This window comes from Clostridium acetobutylicum ATCC 824 (assembly GCF_000008765.1).
Lineage (GTDB): Bacteria > Bacillota > Clostridia > Clostridiales > Clostridiaceae > Clostridium_S > Clostridium_S acetobutylicum.
Genome location: NC_003030.1, coordinates 3,481,287 through 3,504,807, shown reverse-complemented (window position 1 = coordinate 3,504,807; position 23,521 = coordinate 3,481,287). Strand labels below are relative to the sequence as shown.

Annotated in this window: 22 protein-coding genes and 1 riboswitch; of the genes, 13 read left to right on the top strand and 9 right to left on the bottom strand. The window is 30.7% G+C overall.

Annotated features, from left to right (window positions below):
- Window positions 1-11: 11 nt before the first annotated feature.
- On the top strand, window positions 12-1,199 hold the full coding sequence (alr, locus tag CA_RS17140; protein ID WP_010966603.1) for an alanine racemase: 1,188 nt from the start codon (window positions 12-14) through the stop codon (window positions 1,197-1,199).
- Window positions 1,200-1,296: 97 nt separating this feature from the next.
- Here the strand turns inward: alr and CA_RS20380 are convergent, their stop codons facing one another.
- Entirely contained in the window at window positions 1,297-1,431 is a 135-nt protein-coding gene (locus CA_RS20380) for a hypothetical protein (RefSeq protein ID WP_278046195.1), read from the bottom strand.
- A gap of 147 nt (window positions 1,432-1,578) precedes the next feature.
- Window positions 1,579-2,835: a cytochrome P450 gene (locus tag CA_RS17135; RefSeq protein WP_010966602.1), complete on the bottom strand. Its 1,257-nt coding sequence runs from the start codon at window positions 2,833-2,835 to the stop codon at window positions 1,579-1,581.
- Window positions 2,836-2,961: 126 nt separating this feature from the next.
- Window positions 2,962-3,125: riboswitch (M-box (ykoK) riboswitch) on the top strand.
- Between the two features lie 191 nt (window positions 3,126-3,316).
- On the opposite strand from CA_RS17135, the gene CA_RS17130 reads away from it, so the two are divergent.
- Together CA_RS17130 and CA_RS17125 are read left to right on the top strand one after the other, a co-directional pair.
- A complete protein-coding gene (locus tag CA_RS17130; protein WP_010966601.1) occupies window positions 3,317-4,552 on the top strand; it encodes an Nramp family divalent metal transporter in 1,236 nt (411 codons plus the stop codon).
- A gap of 415 nt (window positions 4,553-4,967) precedes the next feature.
- Entirely contained in the window at window positions 4,968-5,579 is a 612-nt protein-coding gene (locus CA_RS17125; protein ID WP_010966600.1) for a DUF6518 family protein, read from the top strand.
- Window positions 5,580-5,849: 270 nt separating this feature from the next.
- On the opposite strand, the gene CA_RS17120 is transcribed toward CA_RS17125, so the two are convergent.
- The 3 genes from CA_RS17120 to CA_RS17110 are packed head-to-tail and all read right to left on the bottom strand — an operon-like array spanning window position 5,850 to window position 8,112.
- Window positions 5,850-6,593: an amino acid ABC transporter ATP-binding protein gene (locus CA_RS17120; RefSeq protein WP_010966599.1), complete on the bottom strand. Its 744-nt coding sequence runs from the start codon at window positions 6,591-6,593 to the stop codon at window positions 5,850-5,852.
- Window positions 6,594-6,606: 13 nt separating this feature from the next.
- Window positions 6,607-7,290, bottom strand: a complete 684-nt coding sequence (locus CA_RS17115) for an amino acid ABC transporter permease (protein ID WP_010966598.1) — start codon at window positions 7,288-7,290, stop codon at window positions 6,607-6,609.
- 12 nt (window positions 7,291-7,302) lie between these two features.
- A complete protein-coding gene (locus tag CA_RS17110; RefSeq protein WP_010966597.1) occupies window positions 7,303-8,112 on the bottom strand; it encodes an amino acid ABC transporter substrate-binding protein in 810 nt (269 codons plus the stop codon).
- 527 nt (window positions 8,113-8,639) lie between these two features.
- Between CA_RS17110 and CA_RS17105 the strand changes: the two genes are divergently transcribed.
- Both CA_RS17105 and CA_RS17100 read left to right on the top strand, forming a co-directional pair.
- The gene (locus CA_RS17105; protein ID WP_010966596.1) at window positions 8,640-8,849 is read left to right on the top strand and encodes a helix-turn-helix transcriptional regulator; all 210 of its coding nucleotides are present in this window, start codon (window positions 8,640-8,642) and stop codon (window positions 8,847-8,849) included.
- Between the two features lies 1 nt (window position 8,850).
- A complete protein-coding gene (locus CA_RS17100; protein ID WP_010966595.1) occupies window positions 8,851-9,297 on the top strand; it encodes a hypothetical protein in 447 nt (148 codons plus the stop codon).
- A 133-nt stretch (window positions 9,298-9,430) separates the two neighbouring features.
- On the opposite strand, the gene CA_RS17095 is transcribed toward CA_RS17100, so the two are convergent.
- From CA_RS17095 to CA_RS17080, 4 genes are all read right to left on the bottom strand, one after another.
- On the bottom strand, window positions 9,431-9,922 hold the full coding sequence (locus tag CA_RS17095; protein WP_010966594.1) for a GNAT family N-acetyltransferase: 492 nt from the start codon (window positions 9,920-9,922) through the stop codon (window positions 9,431-9,433).
- Between the two features lie 78 nt (window positions 9,923-10,000).
- A complete protein-coding gene (locus tag CA_RS17090; RefSeq protein WP_010966593.1) occupies window positions 10,001-10,477 on the bottom strand; it encodes a DUF3237 domain-containing protein in 477 nt (158 codons plus the stop codon).
- Between the two features lie 150 nt (window positions 10,478-10,627).
- Window positions 10,628-11,806 (bottom strand): amidase domain-containing protein, encoded by a 1,179-nt coding sequence (locus CA_RS17085; RefSeq protein WP_010966592.1) that lies wholly within the window; start codon window positions 11,804-11,806, stop codon window positions 10,628-10,630.
- Between the two features lie 140 nt (window positions 11,807-11,946).
- Window positions 11,947-13,284 carry an ATP-binding protein gene (locus CA_RS17080; RefSeq protein ID WP_010966591.1) on the bottom strand — a complete coding sequence of 446 codons (1,338 nt, stop codon included), beginning with the start codon at window positions 13,282-13,284 and terminating at the stop codon, window positions 11,947-11,949.
- Window positions 13,285-13,539: 255 nt separating this feature from the next.
- Between CA_RS17080 and CA_RS17075 the strand changes: the two genes are divergently transcribed.
- From CA_RS17075 to CA_RS17035, 8 genes are all read left to right on the top strand, one after another.
- A complete protein-coding gene (locus CA_RS17075) occupies window positions 13,540-13,743 on the top strand; it encodes a hypothetical protein (RefSeq protein WP_010966590.1) in 204 nt (67 codons plus the stop codon).
- 14 nt (window positions 13,744-13,757) lie between these two features.
- The gene (locus tag CA_RS17070; protein WP_010966589.1) at window positions 13,758-14,051 is read left to right on the top strand and encodes a spore coat protein; all 294 of its coding nucleotides are present in this window, start codon (window positions 13,758-13,760) and stop codon (window positions 14,049-14,051) included.
- Window positions 14,052-14,202: 151 nt separating this feature from the next.
- Window positions 14,203-15,735 carry a cardiolipin synthase gene (gene cls / locus CA_RS17065; protein ID WP_010966588.1) on the top strand — a complete coding sequence of 511 codons (1,533 nt, stop codon included), beginning with the start codon at window positions 14,203-14,205 and terminating at the stop codon, window positions 15,733-15,735.
- A gap of 180 nt (window positions 15,736-15,915) precedes the next feature.
- On the top strand, window positions 15,916-17,790 hold the full coding sequence (gene htpG / locus CA_RS17060; protein WP_010966587.1) for a molecular chaperone HtpG: 1,875 nt from the start codon (window positions 15,916-15,918) through the stop codon (window positions 17,788-17,790).
- Between the two features lie 224 nt (window positions 17,791-18,014).
- The gene (locus tag CA_RS17055) at window positions 18,015-18,611 is read left to right on the top strand and encodes a nitroreductase family protein (protein WP_010966586.1); all 597 of its coding nucleotides are present in this window, start codon (window positions 18,015-18,017) and stop codon (window positions 18,609-18,611) included.
- Window positions 18,612-19,622: 1,011 nt separating this feature from the next.
- Window positions 19,623-19,850: an acyl carrier protein gene (locus tag CA_RS17045; RefSeq protein ID WP_010966585.1), complete on the top strand. Its 228-nt coding sequence runs from the start codon at window positions 19,623-19,625 to the stop codon at window positions 19,848-19,850.
- Window positions 19,847-21,514 (top strand): HAD-IIIC family phosphatase, encoded by a 1,668-nt coding sequence (locus CA_RS17040; protein WP_010966584.1) that lies wholly within the window; start codon window positions 19,847-19,849, stop codon window positions 21,512-21,514. Before CA_RS17045 ends, CA_RS17040 begins: the two co-directional genes overlap by 4 nt.
- Before the next feature lie 92 nt (window positions 21,515-21,606).
- Window positions 21,607-23,355 carry a glycosyltransferase gene (locus tag CA_RS17035; RefSeq protein ID WP_010966583.1) on the top strand — a complete coding sequence of 583 codons (1,749 nt, stop codon included), beginning with the start codon at window positions 21,607-21,609 and terminating at the stop codon, window positions 23,353-23,355.
- The last annotated feature ends 166 nt before the right edge of the window (window positions 23,356-23,521 follow it).

Here is a 23,521-nt window from a genome sequence, read left to right as displayed (position 1 = left end):
AGGCACCTAATATGGAGAAAAAAACAGTATATAATATCACAAATTCTATTGCTATAAGTGAAGAGGAAGCTGTAAATTGTAATATACCTGAGGTTAACAAGGCTGAAATTAATTTAAGTCAGCTTAAGCGTAATTTTGATATTATTCAAGGATTTTTAAAACCTAATACAAAATTCATGGCGGTCTTAAAGGGAGATGCCTATGGACATGGAATACGTCCAATTGCAAAAGAATTGATAAATTTAAAATGTGATGTCTTTGGGGTTGTTAGATTGATTGAGGCTTTTACCCTGAGAAAGGCTGGTATTAAAACTCCCATTATGCTGCTTGCACCAATTTCTCCATCGCAAGCAGCTTGGGTTATTAGATATAATATAATTCCAATGGTAGATAGTGAAGAGATTGTAGAAGCATTAGATCAAAGTGCTTCACAAAATGATACTATAGTTAAATTGCATGTAAAGATAAATACAGGTTTAAATAGGTATGGAGTAAATCCAGAAAATGCAGTAAAGTTTATTAGAGAAATTCATGAAAAGTATCTGCATGTTCAAGTGGATGGAGTATATACTCACTTTCAGGACCCCGATTACAACCCTGATTTTACTCATAAGCAGATTGAGTGCTTTAATAATATTATATTTCAACTTCAAAAACAAAAATTAAGACCTAGAATAATTCATGCAGCTAATTCCACTGGCATAATAAGATATCCAGAAGCTCATTATGATATGGTTCGGTGTGGAACCCTTTTATTTGGCTTGGAGCACGAACAGGGGCAGAGAAATATGCCAAAAGGTATAAAAACACTAATGGAGTTAAAAGGGCGGATTATGAAGGTTAGAACAATAAGAGCAGGTGAGGCTGGAGGTTATGGAAGTACTTTTGTAGCAAAAAAGGATTCAAAAGTTGCTATCATTGCTTTTGGATATGGTGATGGTATCAGTAGAGGTTGGAAGGAGGTATTAGTAGCAGGTAAGAGGGTTCCGGTAGTGAATTATTTTATGGATGGTTTAATGGTAGATATTTCAAACATAGATGAAACAGTAAAGGAGCTAGATGAAGCTGTTATTGTAGGAAATCAAGGCGATGAAAGCATAACTTGGTTAGAGGCTTGTAAAAGTCTTGGAAGCTATGTAGATGAGCAAATACAATGCATTACTGAAAGAGTTCCTAAAAAATATTTTTATGAGAAATAGTAAAAGTGATAGCAAAACATTAGGTTGTTTTGCTATCACTTTATTTGTTTTATAGGAGCAAGCAAAAACTGCTCCCGTAAAAAACTTGTAGATGAAACTATTTGTTATTGTTGTTGTTGTTGTTTCTGTTGTTATTGTTGTTATTGTTATTATTGTTGTTGTTGTTTCTGTTGTTGTCATTGTTATTGTTATTGTTTCTGTTGTTGTTGTTATTATTGTTATTGTTTGACATTAGTATCACCTCCTACTTTGAATATAATTGACTAAATGACGTTATATTATTCATTTTTTTGTTTTAAATTATTGTTTATTAATCATTTAATATATAATGTGAGAAAAAGCTTATGATTAATGTAATGAATGTAAATTAATTCCAAAATTAAAGCTTTAGATTAATATTATCTATAATAAAACCGCTTTTTGGCAATGTTGGTATTTTAGAAAGGCTATAGCTTAAGTCTTGGTCTGGAACGGTGAAGTCAATTTTTGTAGAAAGAAAATCTAAACTTGTTTTCATAATTTCTAAAGTAATACCTTCTCCAGGGCAGCGATGCGTACTACTAGGATCACCTCCACCTTGTGGTATAAAATCAAACAAATTGCCTTTATAGCTTCTGAATCTGTCCGGAATGAATTCGTAAGGTTTCTGCCATATGCGTGAATCGTGGTTAGTACCATAAATATCAAGTAGAACTAGCATTTCCTTTTTAAATTCACAGTTATTCCATAAAAAATCTTTTCGTACCCTCGCACCAACAAAAGGAGCAAAAGGGTAATAGCGTCGAACTTCTTGTGTAAACATTTCAAGATATCTTATGTCTTTTGATTGTAGCTTTTCTCTATATTCCGAATGTTCATATAGAGCAAGGGCAGAAAAGGTGATAAAGGTTGAAATAGCTACAATAGGACGTAGTATATTAATAAGTTCTATGGCAGCCATTTCAGCAGGCATTTGCTGTCCATTAACATCTATATAAAAAGCTATTTCATGTAGAGGAGAACCTTCTTCAGCCCTTATTCTTCCAGAGCGGACATTTTCTATAATTTCTTTTATCCAAGCTTCAATTGTATTTCGTGCCTTTTTTCCCTTCCAATGACGAGGACCAACTGCACCAAAGGAATCTATCATAGAACTGAAGTCTTCTGCTCTATTTTTTATATCAGATTCCATCAAAGGAACACCCGCCCAGTGGCATGCTACTTGACATAGTATTTCATTGGCTTCATTAAAAAGCACAATACTTTTAGTATGCCATTTAGAGGCAGAAGCTTCCCATTTTTCCGTTGTAAGTTCAGCTAATCTTTTTTGTTGAACTTGGTTAGTAAGTAACATAAAAAGCTTTTTACGATGAAGATGAGATTCTCCATCTAGGGTTTGAATTGCATTTTCCCCCAAAAGTGTTTCTTGTACTCTTTTGGGAGCAGCACCTTGTCTTTTAAATTTATCAGAATCATAAAATATTCTTGCAGCTTCCTCTCCTGTCATGCAAATTATCCTTTGCCCCATTAAGCGAGTTTCAAATAAATCAGATTGATAGTGATCAGCTCTATTTTTGATAAATAAATAGCCCTCTTTAAGTAAATCTAGAGTGCTGTCAATACCTTTATCTTTTGCTGTATTTTCTTTTAGTAACATGATGTCACCTCCTTTCTTATATATTAAATATTTTATTTTTCCAACATATAAGAAAATTATTCTGATTATGAAAGTGAAACATTGACAGTAATACTTATTTGTATTATTATTTAGAAGATGAATTTAATAATGTATTGTTAGGTGAGGCTCCTATATAGATATATGCTACTGCCCAAAAATATCGAAAGATGCCAATGGGTTAACAGGTACTACCGAATTAAGGTTTTACTTAATGTAGCTGGGATTACCCAAAGCTATATAGTGCTAAAGCTCAACGAAAGATAGTGTATTTTTGTTGTTGTTTTATAGAGCCTTTATGGGGCTTTTTTTATTTTTTGTTTGGAGGTGGAATCAATGGAAGCAGACCCTAGTAATTTATGCATTAAAAAGACTCGTATATCAAAAATTATAAATGTGGGAAAGCTGCTTCAATTGTTTTAACATAAAGGTTTGCTCTCCTGCATTGAGGAGGGAAAACTGAATGAAGAAGAAGAACAAGCTGTTGTTTATACTAGGTATTATTGGACCAGGACTAATAACTGTTAATGCGGGTAATGATGCAGGGGGTATAGCAACCTATGCAACGGTAGGAGCATCGTATGGCTATAAAATGCTCTGGGGACTTTTATTAATAACTTTTAGTTTAGCTATAATACAAGAAATGAATGCAAGAATGGCTGTGGTTACAGGAAAAGGACTATCAGATTTAATAAGGGAAAACTATGGCGTTAAGTGGTCACTATTTGCTATGTGCATATTATTTATAGCTAACTTTGGAGTATGTGTTGGAGATTTTGCGGGAATTGCAGCCAGCTTAGAGCTGTTTGGAATCAGTAAATATATAACTGTGCCTATTATGGCATTTTTGGTATGGTTCGTTATTACAAAAGGATCTTACGAGAAAACAGAAAAAGTTTTTTTAGCGTTTACTTTTGTTTTCTTCACTTATATTATAACCTGCATAAAGGTTCATCCTAATTGGAATGTAGTTATGAAAGCTACAATTACACCAAGTTTGAGTTTTACAAAAGGATATGTCTTAACACTTATAGGGATGATAGGTACAACCATAACACCTTATATGCAGTTTTATCTACAATCTTCTGTTGTTGATAAAGGGCTTAGTGTAAAGGAATATAAATATGAAAAGATAGATGTGTATTTAGGGGCTATTTGGGGAGACCTGGTATCTTTTTTTATAATTGTTTGTACAGCAGTAACACTTTATAAAGCAGGTATTAAAATAGATAGTGCAGAACAGGCTGCCATGGCATTAAAGCCTTTAGCTGGTAACTATGCTACAATACTCTTTGCAGCAGGCTTATTTGGTGCGTCAGTGCTAGCTACAATGGTAATACCGTTATCTACAACTTATGCTATTTGTGAAGCCTTTGGATTTGAAAGTGGGCTTGATAATTCATTTAGTGAAGCTAAAACTTTTTACGGGATTTTTACTTTCATGATTTTATTTAGTGCTGCTTTGGTACTTGTGCCTAAATTATCTTTGGTAGGAATTATGCTTATAACCCAGCAAATTGCAGGGATACTATCTCCAGTAATCCTTATATTCATGGTATTATTAATAAATAATAAGGACATTATGGGAAAGTATATTAATAATAAGCTTCAAAATGTAATTGTGTACTTAACTGTAGCATTTATAATAATTTTATCATTGATACTTTTTGTATCACCGATTATAGATAAGTTAATGTAATTAAAAAAGAGGTAGTTTATTTTCAACGGTTTCCGATAAGGGGTGCAAAACTATAAAATAACATATAATCACGTAAGTCAAACCTGTGATTTTAACTTGCTTTAAAAGTAAATCACATTTAAAATAGCAATCAAAAATATAACCCAAAATCATGTAATTCTAACTGCTAAATTTATTGCTATTTTCTATGATGTTTTATATGTTATTTACAATATAAATTTGAATTGATTTATACTTTTGTTATAAGATAAAAACATATAAATACATGGAATTAATTAATAAAAAGGTTGTTACGACCTATGTAGATTTGACGTAGTAATTATAGAAGTGTTCTTTAAAAACGGAATAGTGTGATATTTACGAAATATGATATAATTAACTAAAAGATAAATTATAATTTGCGAGGTATATTTCAATGAAAAGTAATATTATGAATGGTATATTATCAATAATGATTGGCTGCATAGTTGGAGTCTTTACAGTATTTGGACAAAAATATCTTCCTGGTAGTTTCAATAGTTTGGCCAATTCTGGGGCAGTATGGATTATTTTTGCATTTTATACGTCACTACTATTGAGAAAGACGATGATAAAAACAATTGCAATCTGTATAAATACATTGATTTTTTGTGTACTTTCCTATTATTGGTTTGAATCTATTATAAATATGCATACATTTCAGTTTGGCGACTATTATATACTTCTGTGGTTAGCGTGTGCAGTTGTTGGTGGAACAATTTTTGGATATGGAGCATATCGTCATAATAAATCTGAGTATTGGTTGGATACACTGACTTCTAATTTGTTGCCCGCTGTTTTTTTATCAGAAGGGATTAATAAAATTATACATATAGAGGGGTATATGCATATGTTAGGAGCAGTTTGGGGAACTGTAATAATAGGTATTTGTTTATATTTTTTATTAAACAGAAAAAAGAGCTTTCAGAAAAGGCAAATGAGTTCTATTCTATTACTTACTGGATTGGGATTGCTAGGATTTGAAATATTATTTCAGTTGACAGTGTGACAAATTCCAATTTATAGAGTGGCTTATAGATGTTAGTATATATGAAAATTTAATAGTAAATTGGAATATCGCACTATTCAGAAAGAGGAATAGATTTGCGATATTTTTTTATTTAAAATACTGCACAATACTAAAGTAGGTACTATTAACATTAAAAAATCACACTAATGGTTAGTGTGATTTTTTTGTTATTTTATATGCTATTTTATAGGTGATTCTTTCGCTTTGCACCTAAAAACGGAAGAAGTTGGTTTATTTTCTATCTCTTTTTTAGTCACTTACTATATTTAAAAATTGCTTTACGCGTGGATTGGTTGAAGCTGTAAAGACATGTTCTGGAGTTCCAGCTTCAATAATAGTTCCGTTATCCATAAAAATAACTCTATGAGCTGCGTCTTTAGCAAAGCTCATTTTATGAGTTACTACAATCATAGTCATTCCTTCGTTTGAAAGTTCTTTCATTACTTTTAGTACTTCTGCTTCCAATTCGGGATCAAGGGCAGAGGTTGGTTCATCAAATAAAAGCACTTCAGGATCCATTGCCATTGCACGGGCTATTGCTACCCTTTGCTGCTGACCACCTGAAAGTTCATGAGGATATTGATCTTGTTTTTCCGAAAGACCTACTTTCTCAAGAAGGAGAAGTGCTTTTTTTCTAGCTTCGGATTTTGAACGTTTTAGCACAGTAACCTGACCTTCCATTATGTTTTGAAGTACTGTCATGTGAGGAAACAAGTTGAAGCTTTGAAAGACCATTCCTGTCTTTTTTCTTAGATTAATTACATCGCTAGTATAAAAAGAATTATTGTTATCAAAATCTATGCTTGAATTTCCAACAGTTATAGAGCCCTTATTTGGAGTCTCTAAGAGGTTGATACATCTTAAAAGAGTAGTTTTGCCTGAACCAGATGGACCTATAATAACTGTAGTTTCTCCTTTGTTTACGTTAAGGTCTATACCTTTTAAAATTTCAGTATTTCCAAAGCTTTTGTGTAAATTACTTATGGTTATCATAGTATTTCCTCCTCTATCTTGTTGTATATCTAGCCAGTTTCTTTTCTAAATAGTGTTGAATTAATGTAAGAAGACTACAGAAAATATAGTAAATGAAAGCAGCTTCAATATACATCCAAAGAGGCTCATAGGTTGTTGCAGTTATTCTTTGAGCAACTTGAAACATTTCTGCTACAGTGATAGTAGCTGCAAGTGAAGTATCCTTAACAAGGCTTATAAAGGAATTAGCTAGAGGTGGAACAGAAACTCTTGCAGCTTGAGGTAGTACTACTCTTACAAGCGATTGAGTATAGGTCATTCCTATAGAAGAAGCAGCTTCCCATTGTCCCTTAGGAATAGATAAAATTGCAGCACGTATAACCTCTGAATTGTAGGCTCCTACGCTTAAAGTAAAACCTATTATTGCCGCTGTCAAAGGTTTTATAGTTACTCCAACAGTTGGAAGTCCAAAAAAGATTATGAATAATTGAACAAGTAGTGGAGTACCTCTTATAATTGATACGTAAAATCTAGCTAAAAGCTCTAAAGGCTTAATATTTGATATTCTAGCTAAAGCTGTAACCAATGCAAGGAGTAGGCCTAAAATAAATGAAATAAGTGTAAGAGGGACTGTAAATTTCAGTCCCGCTGTTAATAATGGTAAGAAAGAATCTTCTAAAATTTTTATTATTCTTAATGTGTTAGTATCGAAATTCATAAAATCACCTTACTATTTTGATACATCAGTACCAAACCATTTTTTTGATATTTTTAGATATGTGCCATCTGACTTCATATCTTTTAAAGCTTTGTTTACAGCAGCTATAAGCTCTTTATTGTTACTACCCTTTTTAAACATAGCTGCACTTTCAGAAGCATTGTTGTAATTAGCTACTGATTTTATAGGAGCATCCGGTTTTTGCTTTTTTAAATCCAAGTAAGATAAACTATCGTTAATTGTAGCATCTACTCTGTTTGAAGTTAAAAGATCTACAGCTTCATTAAAGCCATCAACCTGAATAAGCTCTGCTCCGTTGTTCTTTGCGATGTTTCCAAGGTTACTTGTTAGGGATTGAGCTGATTTTTTGCCTTTTAAATCGCTAAAGGATTTTATAGTATTATTATCTTTTTTTACTATAAGTACGGCTCTAGATGTTATATAAGGTGTTGAAAAATCGTATTTTACTTTACGATCTGGTTTTATTGCAACTTCATTTAGAACCACATCAAATCTTCCGGCATCTAAACCTGCAAACATTCCATCCCATTTTGTTTCAACAAATTCTGGTTTAACTCCTATACGTTTGGATACTTCTTTAGCGATATCAACATCAAAACCTGTTAAATTGCCTTTACTATCATGGAAAGTGAAAGGAGCGTATGTGCCTTCAGTACCAATACGAAGTTTACCTTCACTTTTTATTTTTTCAAGAGAGTTTTGAGAAGCAGTCTTTTGACTAGAGCTGCTTGAGCAGCCTGTAATACCTATTACTAAAGTTAATGCTAATACAGCACTTGCAAATATGCCTTTTCTTTTCATTGTTACGACCTCCAAAATTTATTAATTATTGTTTTAAAATACTTTAATTATATTATTATAAAAACAAAAAACTTCTATCCTCATAGTTAGAGGCAGAAGTTGAATTCCACGGTACCACTCTAATTACCAAAACGTAAAGTTAAGGTATCTCGTTTTAAGGTATAAAAAATACCATAACGCTTTAACGTGCGTATCCGCTGCTGCCTACAAAGTTCGGAGCAGTGCTCAAAGATGCATTCACATAGTTCATACTTAAAATCCCTTTCAGCCTTGGAGATTTTTCTCTGTAAGTTTCCGCTATGTTACTGGTTCTTATCCTAGCAAATCATATTCCTAGTATACAAGTAGGTATACTAAAATCTGTATCTATATAATACAGATTTATATGAAGCTTGTCAATGATTTTATGAGGAAAAATTTTGGCTATTAAAAAACAATATAGATATATTTGCAAAGCAAGCTTGACATTATATGCAAAGTAAACTATACTAAAAATGCAAAGCGAACATTGCAAGGAGGATGGTTATTTGAAAACACGAATTCAAGAGTTGAGAAAACAACATAAGTTATCCCAAGAGGAATTGGCATTAGCTGTTGGGGTAACGAGACAAACAATAACTTCACTTGAGCGCGAAAAATATACTGCATCATTAGTTTTGGCCTATAAAATAGCACATTATTTTGGATTAACAATTGAAGAGATTTTTGATTTTTCGGAAATAGAGGAGGAACTATAGGATGAAAGAGTTTAAGGTGAGTTTAAAGAAAAGAATGTATATTATGGGGGGAGTTAATGCTGTAGCTGTTATTTTTATAGCACTTACAAGTGTATATACTAATAGAATGCCGAGTAATGATATATCCGATATGATTCATGGATTTCAAATAGGAATTTTTCTAGGCATAGAGATAGTTATGCTTTTATTAATGGGAAAATATACAAAAGCACTAAGAGATGAAAATGAATTGAAAAAGTTGTATATAGAAGAAAATGACGAGAGAACAAAAATGATTAACGACAAAATTGGGGTTACTGGATTTAATTTTGCTTTGGGCATAATTGGTGCAGTAGCAGTTGCTGCCGGTTTTATTAATCAGTTGGTGTTTTTTACTCTAGCAGGAGTTATAATTTTTATGGCACTTGTAAAAGCTGTATTGAAAATATATTATGGAAATAAATTCTAATTGCAAGTAATTAATATTTTTACATAAGTTTAAAAAGGATGCTTTTAAATATAGAAAAACTGACAAATATATATAGTATAAAATAATGATTTATAAAAAAGAGAACTGGCTAAGCTCTCTTTTTTTACTGTTTTTAAATACATAGCGTCATTACCCAAAATTCAATTTCTCCAGTGGTTGACATTGCTTTAAAAGAAGTGATTTTCTTAAAACCTAGTTTTGTATATATTTTTATTGCTGGTTTGTTAAAGGTTGCTACTGTTAGGCGAAAATCCTTTGCACATAGTGTGTTTCTTGCAAAGTCTAATCCGCAGCAAAAGAAATCAAAACCTAAACCTTGACCACAAAGGTTTGGATTTAAGCCTATGCCTATATCAGTAATATTCTTATATGAGTAAATGCCTAATTGTTCACCTACAGGAATCTGGGCGGCCTCACCAAAACCATAATAACCTACAATATAATTTTTATCATCATAGGCTGAAAAATAATAGCCACTAAGTAATTCCTTTATACACTCATCACTTTCATTCATATTATAGATAGAAAAAGGTTTTTCATAATTCCATTTTGTAATTTGTTTTGCAGTCTCATAATCCATTTGTTTTACGCTTATTTTCAACACTGTCACCCCATTATACATAGAATTCTAAAATATCCACCTCAATAAAATGTGGCTCCTTATATAAAGAATTAAAATCATTTAAGAAATTTTATAAAATTTTAGAAGCACATTTTCTGGTAACCTAGAAGCACAGCAGACAAATATATGGTTCATCATCCACTTATATTTTGGAGAATATGTTTCAAAGGTTGGAATTGTACGAAAATAATAAGCATTAGGATCTACGAATTCACCGCTTTTTACAGCCTCTATGTATTCATCTGGTACTGTACGAATTCCATTGTTTTCAATATAGATAGCAGCACCATCATCTAATCTTATTGCATATCTTGCTGAAAGTTCACACTTACCATCTGGACGAACAATCTGACTGTCAATTCCGCCTGGAAGAACTTTTCCATTGAAGTTATTACCACTTACCTTTCCAGATATAATTGGTATGAGCTGACGTCTTCCAACAATATCATCTTGACCAATTAAAATAGGTTTATCTACTGTAATAGTTATACTAAATACTTCTTCATAATTCATTTCTTTTATATTAGTTATATCCATTAACTGTCACTTCCTTTAAGTTTTATTATATTTAATAGCATGTACACTTAAAATATAGAAATATAAGATAATTATAACACTTTGCTACATGTAAAGAAGAATATAAGGCAAAGTCATTTATTTAATACTTTGCCTTATTACATTTTTTAATTAGTGTATGCGAATGAGAAAAAACCTTATTTTTTTATCGCCCCAACCAAGATCCCAGGGCACATGATATCTATCGGTAGTATGTGAATTGACTAGTGGATAACCGTGGGAATCAAAGGAGGTTATTAGAGCAAAGTGATCTATATTACCTCTTCCTTTTTCATAACAAACAATATCGCCAAAATCTAATTTTGATATGGCTGGATCTGGATTACTAGGAGTTGGAATGGCAAGTTCTTTAAAGGTTCCTACTTTAACAATACTTCCTTTACCACTGTATATAAGGTACTCTTTTAGTCCATCTGCATTGCTCCATGCTCTACTTCCAGAAGCTCTTCCGTATTTAGTAAGAGGACAGCGCCAAGATCCATCTTGTGAAAGACCGCCTCCTTCTTTATCACCTAAAGCTTGAGAAACGAAATTTGTACAATCCCCGCCTGCTCCATTAAAATCCATATATTTAGGGTTGTATTTAAAGTCATTTCCACTGCCCCAAGCTGCTCCGCAGTATTTATCAGCATAGGCTATTGCTTTTAATCTATCATATGCTCCATAGCGTACTGAGGTATTTAAGGTTTTCTTTTCTGCAAAAAAATTGTAATTTGGTGGAGTTGAAGGAGGTTCTGCATCTGCAGTAAAGGATTGAAGTGCATCCTCAAAGCAGTCAGTGTACCAATCACTAGAAATTACCCATTTATCATTTTTTCTAGCTAAACTTGTTGTATGTCTAATTCCTACTCCAAAAGAATTCAGTTTAGGTTCTGGATCATCCTTATATATATAATCGAATTTGTAAGATTCCTCTAAAGCAAGCCTTACAAAAGAGCCCCTTGGCATAACTCTTTTAACTCTTACAAAGGATTGTATGTTTTTAAACTGAATACCGCGATCTTCTGACCATTTCTTTAAGTATTTCACACGTTTTATTTCATGCTCTAGTGTGTATTTACCAAGCTTTTTTGAACTATCAAATACCTCTTTTAATGGGCTAGTATCTCCAGATACAAGACAAGAAGAACGTATATTATAAATTTTTTCAACTTCTGCTCTTAAAATTTCTTTGTCAGCCTCTGAAGGAGTTTTAAGAGCTGCCACAGCATTAAATGAAGGAGATATAATCAATATAATTAATATTAAGATTGTAAACCTTATTTTATATTGCTTAGAAATTGATAGCAAAACTAATTCCTCCCTTATACATAGCTTGATTATTATTGTTCCATAAAAAATATTTTATATAACAAATTAGAGCTGTAATATAAGGGGGGTGTTTCTATTTTATTAATTATATGGGAGGCATTTTTTTAATTTCATTTAAATTACATCATTAAATTATATTTATCCATATCAAGATCACTGGTTGGATTTGCTATGGGTAGTTTTATAAAAAATGTAGTACCATTACCAGGAGTAGTATGAAACCACATTTCCCCATTATGAGTATTTGTAATTGTATGGTATACCATGAACAAACCTAGTCCTGTACCTCCGCTTCTTTTAAAGGTAAAGGGCTCAAATAAATTATCCCTTAATTCTTCAGGTATTCCACCAGCAGTATCTGTAATAGAAAGTATTATATGTTTATTCTCTTGTTTAATTTTAATTTCGATAGAACCATCAATATCAATTGCTTGGATTGCATTAGATATGAGGTTTCTAATAGCCCTTTTAAAAAGAGGTTCTGAAATGTTAGCATAGCTGCTGTTACTATTTATAATGTTTAAGGATATTTTTTTGGAGTTACATTGTGGCTCAAATTCTTCTATAACATCTTTAATAATTTTAGATATTTCCATCGGTTTGATTTTTGGAGGACTAAATATGCTTAGAAGTTCCACAACCATAGTATTTAGTTCATCAGCTTGTTTTATTACTTTATCAAAATAATAATCTGCCTTAGCTTTATCAGAGGTTAGTTTACCTAGTTGTCCTAATCCTCTTATTACTGATAATGGATTCTTTAGGTCATGAACTGCAGTTGCTAGAAGCTTTGAAGTTCTCGATAGATTCATATTAGGTGAGTTTTTAATAGAACTACGGTCAATAATTGAAAGAGTGCTTTGAATAGACTCCACACATGATATAGTAAGGTCAAATATAGATGGATGTGCATACTTATTTGGTATGCATACGTCTATAGCTCCAACAATTTTCTTATTTACTTTAATAGGCACACCTATGCAGGTAAAAGAAGCATAAGCATTAACAAAGTGTTCTCTTCCGTATATTATTATTGGTTTACCGCAAGTAAGACAAGTACCTATTCCATTATTACCAATATATTTTTCAGAACAATTAGAACCAAGGCAAAATCTAAATTTTTTTTCTCCGAAATCATTTACATTACCGCTGATGTTAATAATCCAAGCTTTGCTATCTGCTAAGGCAATTAAAAATGGTATGTTAGTAACACGTAAGAATAAATAATCAAAATAAGGTTTTACAATTTTTATTAAATGAAGATTGTTTGAAATTTTATCATTTAGCTCATTATGAGAAAGAGTTTTTAATTTAATATGTTTAGGATTGACGCCCATATTTTTGCACCTTTTCCATGATTCCATAGTTAATGGTCTGAGTGTAGGATTTTTTTCTACAGTACCAATAAAGCTATCCCATTTGTGTATTAATTCATCTTTATCTGAAAAGTTTTCCACAGTCTATATCACCCCACACAAGTTATTATTATATAATATATCTTATTACATAATTTTACTCCTTTTTTAAGTAAAAGTATAGATAAATATACAAAAAATATAATTACATTAAAATATAACCATTTGTGTTTAACGATATCATAAAAGTCTGATGTTTCAACTTCATATTTATTATGAAATAGGAAGTTTAATATATAGATAACTACATATACTAACTCGGATTAGTAAAGATATTATTAGAAGGGAGGATTGAAAATGAGAAGACTTTCTGAGGCAGAAATGCTTTCTTTATCAGGATTGTTAAAAGCAGAAAATGATGGTTTAGCAGTTTCTAGGGCTATGGAATCAATTATAAAAGATGAGGATTTAAAGAAACAAGCAGAGGCAGGAATACTAGAAGCAGAGGGCAGAATAAAAGGCTTACAACAATTTATAAACGAAAATAGTGTTATAAGGTAAAGGGGGAAAGTAGCATGTCGACTATTTTAGGAAGTATAGTAAAAGGAAACACAGATATAGATGATCAAGTTATAGCTGGAGTTATGATGGATGGTGCTAAAAGTTCTGCAGGTGCTTATTTAAATGCAACACTTATAAGCACGACACCAGAGTTAAGAGCAGTTTACTCATCAAGCCTTAATCAGCTTATAGGAAGTAATGCAGCAATTAACGAATTGTCAGTAAATAAGGGTTGGACGAAACCTTATGATCCATCTGCTCAGCAATTATCAGAGGTAGTAGCTAAATCAAATGAAATATTGGATTAAAAATAAGGAGTCGCAAGACTCTTTATTTTTGATTTAGGCTTAAAATCTTATAAAAGAAATTATTTAAGTGTTAATAAGAGTTTACATATAATCATATAATAAGACTGATATAAATACTGCAAAAGGACTATAGTAATGGGGAGATGAATAATTGAGATTTTTTATAAAATTTATATTTCATAGAGCTACCTTTGTAGTTATTTCAGCATTAATACAGCTATTTGTTTTGATTTTTGTAATTATAAAATTTAACGAGTATTTTGTGTTCTTTTATGGAATTAGCATTGTAGTAAGCATAATTGCAGTATTGTATATACTTTACAATAATAGTAATCCAGCATATAAAATTGTGTGGATTATTCCAATATTAGTATTTCCTCTTTTTGGGGGATTATTTTATTTATTTTTTGGCGGAAGTAAGTTAAGCAGAAGAACTAGAAAAAAGATGGAGTGTATAGTAGCTAAGTCAAGAGCGGTATTGATAAAGGGTGAAGTGATAATAAATGAGATAAGGAATAATAATGAAACAGCAGCGAATCAATCAAGTTATATTCAAAATTATTCTCTTTTTCCTCCATATAAATACACAAAGGCAGAATATTTTTCAACAGGAGAAGAAACATTTAACGAACTTATAGAACAACTTAAAAAAGCAAAACAATATATTTTCCTTGAATACTTTATTATTAAAGAAGGAGTTATGTGGAATAGTGTTTTACAAATATTAAGAGATAAGGTACAAGAAGGAGTGGAGGTCAGAGTTATATATGATGACATAGGGTGTATGTTTACTCTGCCTAACGGATATCATAAAGAACTTGAGAAAATTGGCATTAAATGCTGCGTATTCAATCCTCTCATTCCTATGGTATCTTTTAAATTTAATAATAGAGATCATAGGAAAATTGCAGTAATTGATGGTTTGGTAGGATTTACTGGTGGAATAAATCTATCGGATGAGTACATAAATAAATATCAAAAGTATGGCTATTGGAAGGATACTGCAATTAAAGTGGAAGGAAAAGCAGCTTGGAATTTATCAGTTATGTTTTTATCTATGTGGAGCTTTCTTAGAGGAATAGATGAGGACTTTAATACATTCAAAAAGAATATTGAAAAAGAATTTTCTTCTAGAGAGGGATATGTTCAGCCATTTGCGGATAGCCCATTAGACGGAGAACCTGTTGGGGAAATTATATATATGAACTTGATAAGTAAGGCTACAAAATATGTTTATATTACTACACCTTATTTAGTTATAGGAAACGAGATGGTAACAGCACTGACCTCTGCCGCAAAGGGAGGAGTAGATGTTAGAATTATTACCCCACACATACCAGACAAAAAAATTGTTCATTCTGTAACTAAATCCTACTATAAAGTTTTAATTGAGAGCGGAGTTAAAATTTATGAGTATATGCCAGGCTTCATACATTCAAAAACTTATGTTTGTGATAATGAATACGGAGTTGTAGGCAGTATAAATATGGATTTTAGAAGTCTTTATCTTCATTTTGAGTGCGGTGTTTGGATGTATAAAACCAATACTGTATACGATATTAAGAAGGATTTTATGGATACATTAGATAAAAGTAAAGAGATAACTTTAGAAGAGATTAACAAAGTTAAGTGGTATAGTACTTTATGGCGCGTGGTTCTAAGAGTTTTTGCACCTTTGATGTAAGAAAGTTAATTGATTAAATATGGAAAAACGTATTGACAAAACTGTAATTATTGCTAAAATAAAATTAGCACTCGTTGATATAGAGTGCTAACAAAATACATAGTGATATTGAGCCAATGACCATAAGGTATTTGGTCTTTTGGGCATTTAAATATTAATCAAGTGAAGGGGTATGATAAAATGGCTGTAAAACAGTTTAAAGCTGAATCTAAAAGACTTCTCGATTTAATGATTAACTCAATTTATACAAATAAAGAAATATTTTTAAGGGAACTTATATCGAACGCAAGTGATGCTATCGATAAGTGCTATTATCGTTCACTCGTTGATACAAATATTACTTTCAATAAAGATGATTTTTATATAAGAATTTCAGCAGATAAAGAAAATAAAACTCTAACAATCACTGACACAGGAATAGGTATGACAAAGGATGATTTAGAAAACAATCTAGGTACTATTGCTAAAAGTGGTTCTTTTGCTTTCAAAAGTGAGAATGAAGCAAAGGAAGGAGTGGATATAATAGGGCAATTTGGAGTTGGTTTCTATTCAGCATTTATGGTGGCTGATGATGTTACTGTAATAAGCCGTTCGGTTGATTCTGAGGAAGCATATAAATGGGAATCAAAGGGAGTAGAAGGATATACTATTGAAAAATGCGAAAAAGAGACACCTGGAACTGAAATAGTATTAAAGATAAAAGAAAATACCGATGATGAAAAATATGATGAATTTTTAGATGAGTATAAACTAAGATCACTCATTAAAAAATACTCTGATTTTATAAAATATCCAATTAAGATGATGACTAAAAAAACAAGACCTAAAAAAGATAATGACAAGGAAACAGAAGAATATTTAGAAGATGAAACTTTAAATAGTATGGTTCCTATATGGAGAAAGAACAAAAATGAATTGAAGCAGGAAGACTACGATAACTTCTATATGGATAAGCACTTTGGATTTGAAAAACCTCTTAAGACAATCCACTCTAATGTAGAGGGAGTAGTAAGCTACAATACTCTTTTATTTATTCCTGCAAGTGCACCTTATGATTTCTATACAAAGGAATTTGAAAAGGGCTTAGAGCTTTACTCAAATGGAGTAATGATAATGCAAAAATGTGGAGATTTACTTCCTGATTACTTTAGCTTTGTTCAAGGTTTAGTTGATTCTCCAGATTTATCTTTAAACATATCAAGAGAGCTTCTTCAACACGATAGACAGCTTAAGTTTATTGCAAAGAAGATAAAAGAAAAAATTAAAAGTGAATTGTTATCAATGGCTAAGAATGATCGTGAAAACTATGTTAAATTCTTTAATAGCTTTGGTAGACAGTTAAAATATGGAGTTTATTCTGATTTTGGAAGTAATAAAGAAGTACTTCAAGATTTACTTATGTTCTATTCATCAACAGAGAAAAAGCTAGTAACCCTTGATGAATATGTTTCAAGAATGAAGGAAGATCAGAAATACATCTACTATGCAGCAGGTGAAAGTAATGAAAAAATTGAAAAACTTCCTCAAACTGAAGTGGTTAAAGACAAAGGATATGAAATATTATATTTCACAGATGATGTAGATGAATTTGCAATAAAAATGTTAATGAAATATAAGGAAAAAGAATTTAAATCTGTTTCAAACAAGGATTTAGGTTTTGAAGCGGATGAAAAAGAGAGTAAAAAGGAAACAGAGGAGAATAAAGATTTATTTGATTTCATGAAAGAAGTTTTAGATGGAAAAGTTAAGGAAGTAAGAGCTTCAAGTAGATTAAAATCACACCCAGTTTGTCTTTCAAATGATGGAGAGTTATCTATTGAAATGGAAAAAGTACTTAAAATGATGCCAGATAACAATAATGTTAAGGCTGAAAAAATACTTGAGATCAACACAAACCATGAAATGTTTAATTCCATTAAGGCAGCATTTAAGGATGATAAAGATAAATTAAAGAAATATGCAAGTCTTTTATATAATGAGGCTCTTTTAATAGAAGGTCTTCCTATAGAGGATCCAGTACAGTTTGCAAATGACGTTGCAAGTTTGATGAAATAAGTAAAAAAATGCAGAAAGTAATTTTCTGCATTTTTTTATATTTTTTTAGCATAATATATATATAAATGAAAACAAATATTACTTGATTTTTATTATTAATAAGTGTACTATGTAATTAAAGGTAAATATTATTATATAAAATTACTTACTAAAAGTTATTAGGTAAAGAAAAATAATTGCATATTTTATATATCTTAAAGAAAAATTAAAATGAGGTGATAGTAATGTCAAAGGATTTTTATGAAGCAGTTAAGAAAAGAAGAACTATTTATGGAATTGGTAAGGAAAGCCCAATTTCAGATGAAAGAATAAAGGAAATAGTAGAGCTTTTAGTTAAGGAGACTCCATCATCTTTTAATTCACAAAGCTCTAGAGTAGTTGTTTTATTTGGAAAAAATCATGATAAGCTTTGGGAAATAACTAAGGAAACTCTTAGAAAAATAGTTCCAGAAGGAAATTTTTCAAGTACAGAAGAAAAAATTAATTCCTTTAAGAGCGGATATGGAACAATACTTTATTTTGAAGATCAAAATGTTATAAAAAGTCTTCAAGATCAATTCCAATTGTATAAGGATAATTTTCCTGTTTGGTCAGAGCAATCATCAGGAATGCTTCAAATAAATATTTGGAATGCTCTTTCGCTAGAAGGTCTTGGAGCCTCACTTCAGCATTATAATCCACTTATTGATGATGCTGTAAGAGATGAATGGCATATTCCTCAGAATTGGAAACTTATAGGACAAATGCCTTTTGGAAAACCAACAGCAGATCCAGGAGACAAAGACTTTATACCAATAGATAGCAGAGTTAAGTTTTTTTAATAAGGTAAGGAAGGTTTCAAATAAGTGAAAAATATCACTTGTTTGAAACAAAATCCTTTAAATCTAAGGTCGAAAAGTTTTTGAAAGAAAATTCTACATAAAGACTAGTAAAGTGCAACTTATACATTTCAATAAATATATTTGAGGCTCTTTTAATGTCATTAAGTATCCGTACATCAGTATAATTTATACCTAACCCTCCTATACAAACAGTTCCATTTTCTCAGAATATGTCTAGTGTTTCTTTTAGATTTTTAGAAAAAAACACAGGCACTACCCTCTACGATTCCAACAGAATTATTTTTAAATCTTATTATTATAGCCAAAAATCTTCTACGCAAACATATCTTAGAAAGGTTTCAAAATGTAAATATCAAGATTAAACATTTCCTTCAAGCGTCCATTATAAAATCTATATTATGAATATATTAATTCCTTTATATAAGCCTACATGTACTTTTGTAACATTAGAATTTTCGTTGAATATTATATTAATTGGATGCATGTAGTAGGAGAAAATATGCTTATAGCAGAATTAAGTCGAAGAGGTTCTTAAGTAGAATATCTAAAGAAGCTATAGAGTAAAACAGTTATTATAAGTGATTACAATGTAATAGTAGATAACGTAAGTGTAGGAACAGCATAAATTTTAGGATGCAGTAGGATAATGACTTACGATAATTATGGAAAAAAGTAATAGCTGAACATAACGGCTTTGTTTGTAAAAATTCTAACAGTAAGCTTCTTTTAATGTACTTATTACTTATAGAAAGTCAGTATTTAAAGGTGAAAACACTTATATGGTAAAGGGTGGAATGCTTGATTCTGTAGTAAGTGTATCTCACGTTTGTAGAAAATATATGATGAAACTTTTATTTTGGATATGAGTAAAATATCGGGACATACATCCATAGGAAAAAACACTTATATAAGGATGAGCTGTGTTTTGTAAAACAGTATAAGGCCTAACATCTTAAAAGTATAGAAATATAGAATAAACGGAGGTAAGCTATGGAACAAAGATTGATAAAGGTTGTATCAAGGACTTTAAAGGAGAAGAAAGAGAGGTTATCGCTTACATCTTCGAGGAAAAGTCTTCCCAAATGGGATTCTCTTTGTCATCTTCAGATTATACTGGCAGTTGAAAAAGAATTTAATATAAACATTCCTATGAAAGAAGTCTTTAGCATAGATAAGATTAAAGACTTTATCAAGTTTATAAGAAGTGATGAGAGATGAAAATAGGTATTCTTTCCAATGTTAATATATCATCTATAGCTGGAAAAATAGATGATAGCTTTGAGGTATATAAACCCGATGGTTATGGAGTATGGGTTCAAGAAATTACAGACATAAAATCAGCTCTATACAAATTTAAACCTGAGGGTATTTTTTTGATTTTGGATGGAAAGGAACTCATACGAAATAAAGAATTATGGGACATTGAAGACAAAAAAAATGAACTTCTTAGGAATCTAGAATATATAGAACAGGCAGTTGTAAAAAATAAAGATATAAGATTTTTTATTTCGGATATAGATATTGAAACGAAAAAAATTAAAGTTGAAAAAGACTGTGAGGAAGAAACTATAATTCAATTAGAGTGGTTAAATAGGCTAAGTGAACTTAAAAATAAATATAGCAATATGTCTATATTTCCACTAAAAAGACTTATAGAGGTTGAGGGAAGAAAAAGTTGCTATTGTAATAAGCTTTGGTATTTGAGTGGAATAAAGTTTTCAGTAAAGGGAGAAGAAATAATTAAAGCTGAAATAGAGAGCTTAGCTGTAGCTATGAGTGGAAGAAGAAAGAAATGCCTTGTTTTAGACTTGGATAATACTCTGTGGGGAGGAATTATTGCAGAAGTCGGAGTTGATGGTATTGAGCTTTCAGAATATAAAGAGGGAGCTAGATATAAGGAATTTCAAAAAAGAATAAAAGAAATTAAAGATACAGGAGTGTTATTGTGTATTTGCTCTAAAAATAATGAAAAGGATGTAGATGAGGTTTTTTTTAAGCATCCACATATGGTACTAAAAAAGAGTGATTTTACATGTACCAAAATAAACTGGCTATCAAAAGTGGAAAATATAAAAAAAATTTGTTCAGAACTTAATTTGGGTGCAGATTCTTTGGTGTTTATAGACGATAGTCCTATAGAAAGAGAGCTTGTTAAGAACAATGTTGAGGGAATCATAGTGCCTGATTTTCCAGAGGACACATATATGCTGGAGGACTTTATTATAGATATATATAATAGGTATTTCAGAATTGTTGAAACCAGCACAGAGGATTTAAATAGAACAGAAATGTACAAGGAAAATCTGGAAAGGGAAATTGAAAAAAAAGAAACAGAATCCTTAGAAGCCTTCCTGAAGAATCTTAGAATGGAGATAACAGTTAGAAAGGCTTCAGGGCATGATATTTTAAGAATTTCACAATTAACACAAAGAACCAATCAATTTAATTTGACAAATAAAAGATATACAAGAACGGATGTTTCAAGTTTAATTAAGAATAAAAGTTTTGATGTGTTTGCAGTGGAAGTAAAAGATAAATTTGGAGATAATGGAGTAGTTTCAGTAATAATAGTTGAAAGGAAAAATCTTAAGGAGATTTTTGTAGATACATTTTTAATGAGCTGTAGAGTAATGGGAAGAAAAATTGAGGAACAGCTTATAAGCTTTGTAGAAGATTTTTATAGAAGCTCAGGTTTTGAAAAAATATTCACATATTACAATGCATCTAAAAAAAATAAACCTGTAGAAAAATTCTATGAGAATATGGGATATAAGGTTATAAGCCTTGATGAAAATGGAAGTAAGTTTTATGGAGAAAAAATAGTAAAACTTAAAAATGTTAAAAGAAGCATATATGGTAAGCTGAAGTTGAGTGGATTTTAAAGGGAAAGTTTAAGCTATACATATTTCTGAATTTCAAGCTTTAAGTAATTAGTGTGTATGTGTAGCTTAGTAAGTTTAATAGGAGAAGGTATATGAAAAAGAAAAAAATAGCTTTTTTTGTAAAGCAGGGGCTTGATAACTTTCTTAAAGATATAATAGAGGGACTTAGGGATCAGTATGAGGTAAAAAAGATAATAGTACTGGATTACAAACAAATTAATGAGGAAATGAGCTCAGCAGATATATGTTGGTTCGAATGGTGTGATGAACTTATAGGATATGCATCAAAGCTTAAAATGGCAAGTTTTAAAAAGATTATAGTAAGGCTTCACAGTTATGAGGCCTTTACAGGTTATATATATGATGTTAAATGGGAGAACGTAAATAAAATAATATTTGTATCAGAACACTTAAGAGATATAGTACTTAATAAGGTTAAGAATTTAGATAAGCTAAAGACTGAAATTATAAGTAATGGAATAGATTTAGAAAAGTTTAAATATGCGGACAGAGGCAGTGGTTTTAACGTAGCCTATGTTGGATATATAAATTTCAAGAAAGGACCAATGCTATTGATGCATGCCTTTAAAGCAATAGCGGATATAGATTCTAGATATAAATTGTATATAGCTGGAGAATTTCAAGAGGAAAGATATGTATTATATTTTAATCAGATGATAAGTGAAATGGGACTTCAAAATAGAGTAATTTATTCAGGGTGGCAAAAGAACTTGGATTCTTGGCTAAATGATAAAAATTATATACTCTGTACTAGTTTGCTTGAATCTCAAAATGTAAGTGTTATGCAAGCTATGAGTAAAGGTATAAAGCCTTTAATTCATAATTTTGTAGGGGCTAAAACTATTTATCCTAAAAAATATGTGTGGAGCAGTATAGATGAATGTACTAAAATGGTTAAGGATAAAGAATATAATTCAAGAGAATATAGAAGTTATATAGAAAACGGATTTTCAAGAAACACTGAAAAAGACAAAATATTAAAGCTTTTTAATCAGTTATTAATAGAAGAGGATAGTTCTAAAAATATTTCTGATTATTTAAAAAAAGTAAATTTAAAAGGTGGAAACAAGTTTAAAGATATAAAGACGTTAACCCTAATTACTAAAAGAAATTTACATGAAGCTAAAATAAATACGGAGAACACAATTATTGCTAATGAAGGTGATATTATTCTTCCTTATATGGATGAATTTAATGAAAATACGCTAAATTATCTTAACAAGGATTATGTTATGGTTGCTCCAAGGTATGTTTTTAATTTAAATGATAAGAATCAAATATTTAATTACTATGATAGAAATTTTTATAAGGATGCTCCTGCAGCATATGTATTGAAAACATTTTTTACAACAGGGGAAATGTCCTGTATGAATTTAGGGAGTATTTATAGAACTAAAGAAATTTTAAATAATTCTACAAACGAAGCATTTGAGGGTGCTTTGGATTATATTATGCTCTCTAGAGTTTTTTCCAAGGCTTTAAATAAAAAAGTTAAGATAACCGAAGAATATGCTTATTTTAGAAAGGTAAAACAGATAGAGAAAGACAAGCGCAGCATTTTACTTCAACTTATATCTCTTACAGTTTCGGGATATTATTGTGTTAAGAACAATATAGTTAGCTTTAAGGATGCAAAACAAACCATTTTAGATAGGGGGAAATTAGTAGAAAAAATTAATGGCTGTGGATACGAATATTCAAAATTAATTGTAAAATGCCTTTCAAAAGAAATTTCAGAAGAGGATTTCATTAAAGAGGTGCTAAAGGAAAATATAGCGGAGCTTCCAAGTGAATTTAGTAAACTTAGAAAATTTTTATAATAACTCTTTAAGAGTAGTATTTATATTTAAAATGCCATCTTTATGTAAACAGCTTCAATATTTTAGCTGTTTATTATAAGGAGGGCATTTTGATTTTTATATAAGATCCAGTTTTTATGAAATAACAAAATTCTCTTTAAAACATATTATGTATAGAGCGCAGTCC

Bases quoted from the DNA above. Each gene is read 5' to 3' on its own strand.
- alr (WP_010966603.1), top strand. From the start codon at position 12: ATGGAGAAAAAAACAGTATATAATATCACAAATTCTATTGCTATAAGT.
- CA_RS20380 (WP_278046195.1), bottom strand. From the start codon at position 1,431: ATGTCAAACAATAACAATAATAACAACAACAACAGAAACAATAACAAT.
- CA_RS17135 (WP_010966602.1), bottom strand. From the start codon at position 2,835: ATGTTACTAAAAGAAAATACAGCAAAAGATAAAGGTATTGACAGCACT.
- CA_RS17130 (WP_010966601.1), top strand. From the start codon at position 3,317: ATGAAGAAGAAGAACAAGCTGTTGTTTATACTAGGTATTATTGGACCA.
- CA_RS17125 (WP_010966600.1), top strand. From the start codon at position 4,968: ATGAAAAGTAATATTATGAATGGTATATTATCAATAATGATTGGCTGC.
- CA_RS17120 (WP_010966599.1), bottom strand. From the start codon at position 6,593: ATGATAACCATAAGTAATTTACACAAAAGCTTTGGAAATACTGAAATT.
- CA_RS17115 (WP_010966598.1), bottom strand. From the start codon at position 7,290: ATGAATTTCGATACTAACACATTAAGAATAATAAAAATTTTAGAAGAT.
- CA_RS17110 (WP_010966597.1), bottom strand. From the start codon at position 8,112: ATGAAAAGAAAAGGCATATTTGCAAGTGCTGTATTAGCATTAACTTTA.
- CA_RS17100 (WP_010966595.1), top strand. From the start codon at position 8,851: ATGAAAGAGTTTAAGGTGAGTTTAAAGAAAAGAATGTATATTATGGGG.
- CA_RS17090 (WP_010966593.1), bottom strand. From the start codon at position 10,477: ATGGATATAACTAATATAAAAGAAATGAATTATGAAGAAGTATTTAGT.
- CA_RS17075 (WP_010966590.1), top strand. From the start codon at position 13,540: ATGAGAAGACTTTCTGAGGCAGAAATGCTTTCTTTATCAGGATTGTTA.
- CA_RS17070 (WP_010966589.1), top strand. From the start codon at position 13,758: ATGTCGACTATTTTAGGAAGTATAGTAAAAGGAAACACAGATATAGAT.
- htpG (WP_010966587.1), top strand. From the start codon at position 15,916: ATGGCTGTAAAACAGTTTAAAGCTGAATCTAAAAGACTTCTCGATTTA.
- CA_RS17055 (WP_010966586.1), top strand. From the start codon at position 18,015: ATGTCAAAGGATTTTTATGAAGCAGTTAAGAAAAGAAGAACTATTTAT.
- CA_RS17045 (WP_010966585.1), top strand. From the start codon at position 19,623: ATGGAACAAAGATTGATAAAGGTTGTATCAAGGACTTTAAAGGAGAAG.
- CA_RS17040 (WP_010966584.1), top strand. From the start codon at position 19,847: ATGAAAATAGGTATTCTTTCCAATGTTAATATATCATCTATAGCTGGA.
- CA_RS17035 (WP_010966583.1), top strand. From the start codon at position 21,607: ATGAAAAAGAAAAAAATAGCTTTTTTTGTAAAGCAGGGGCTTGATAAC.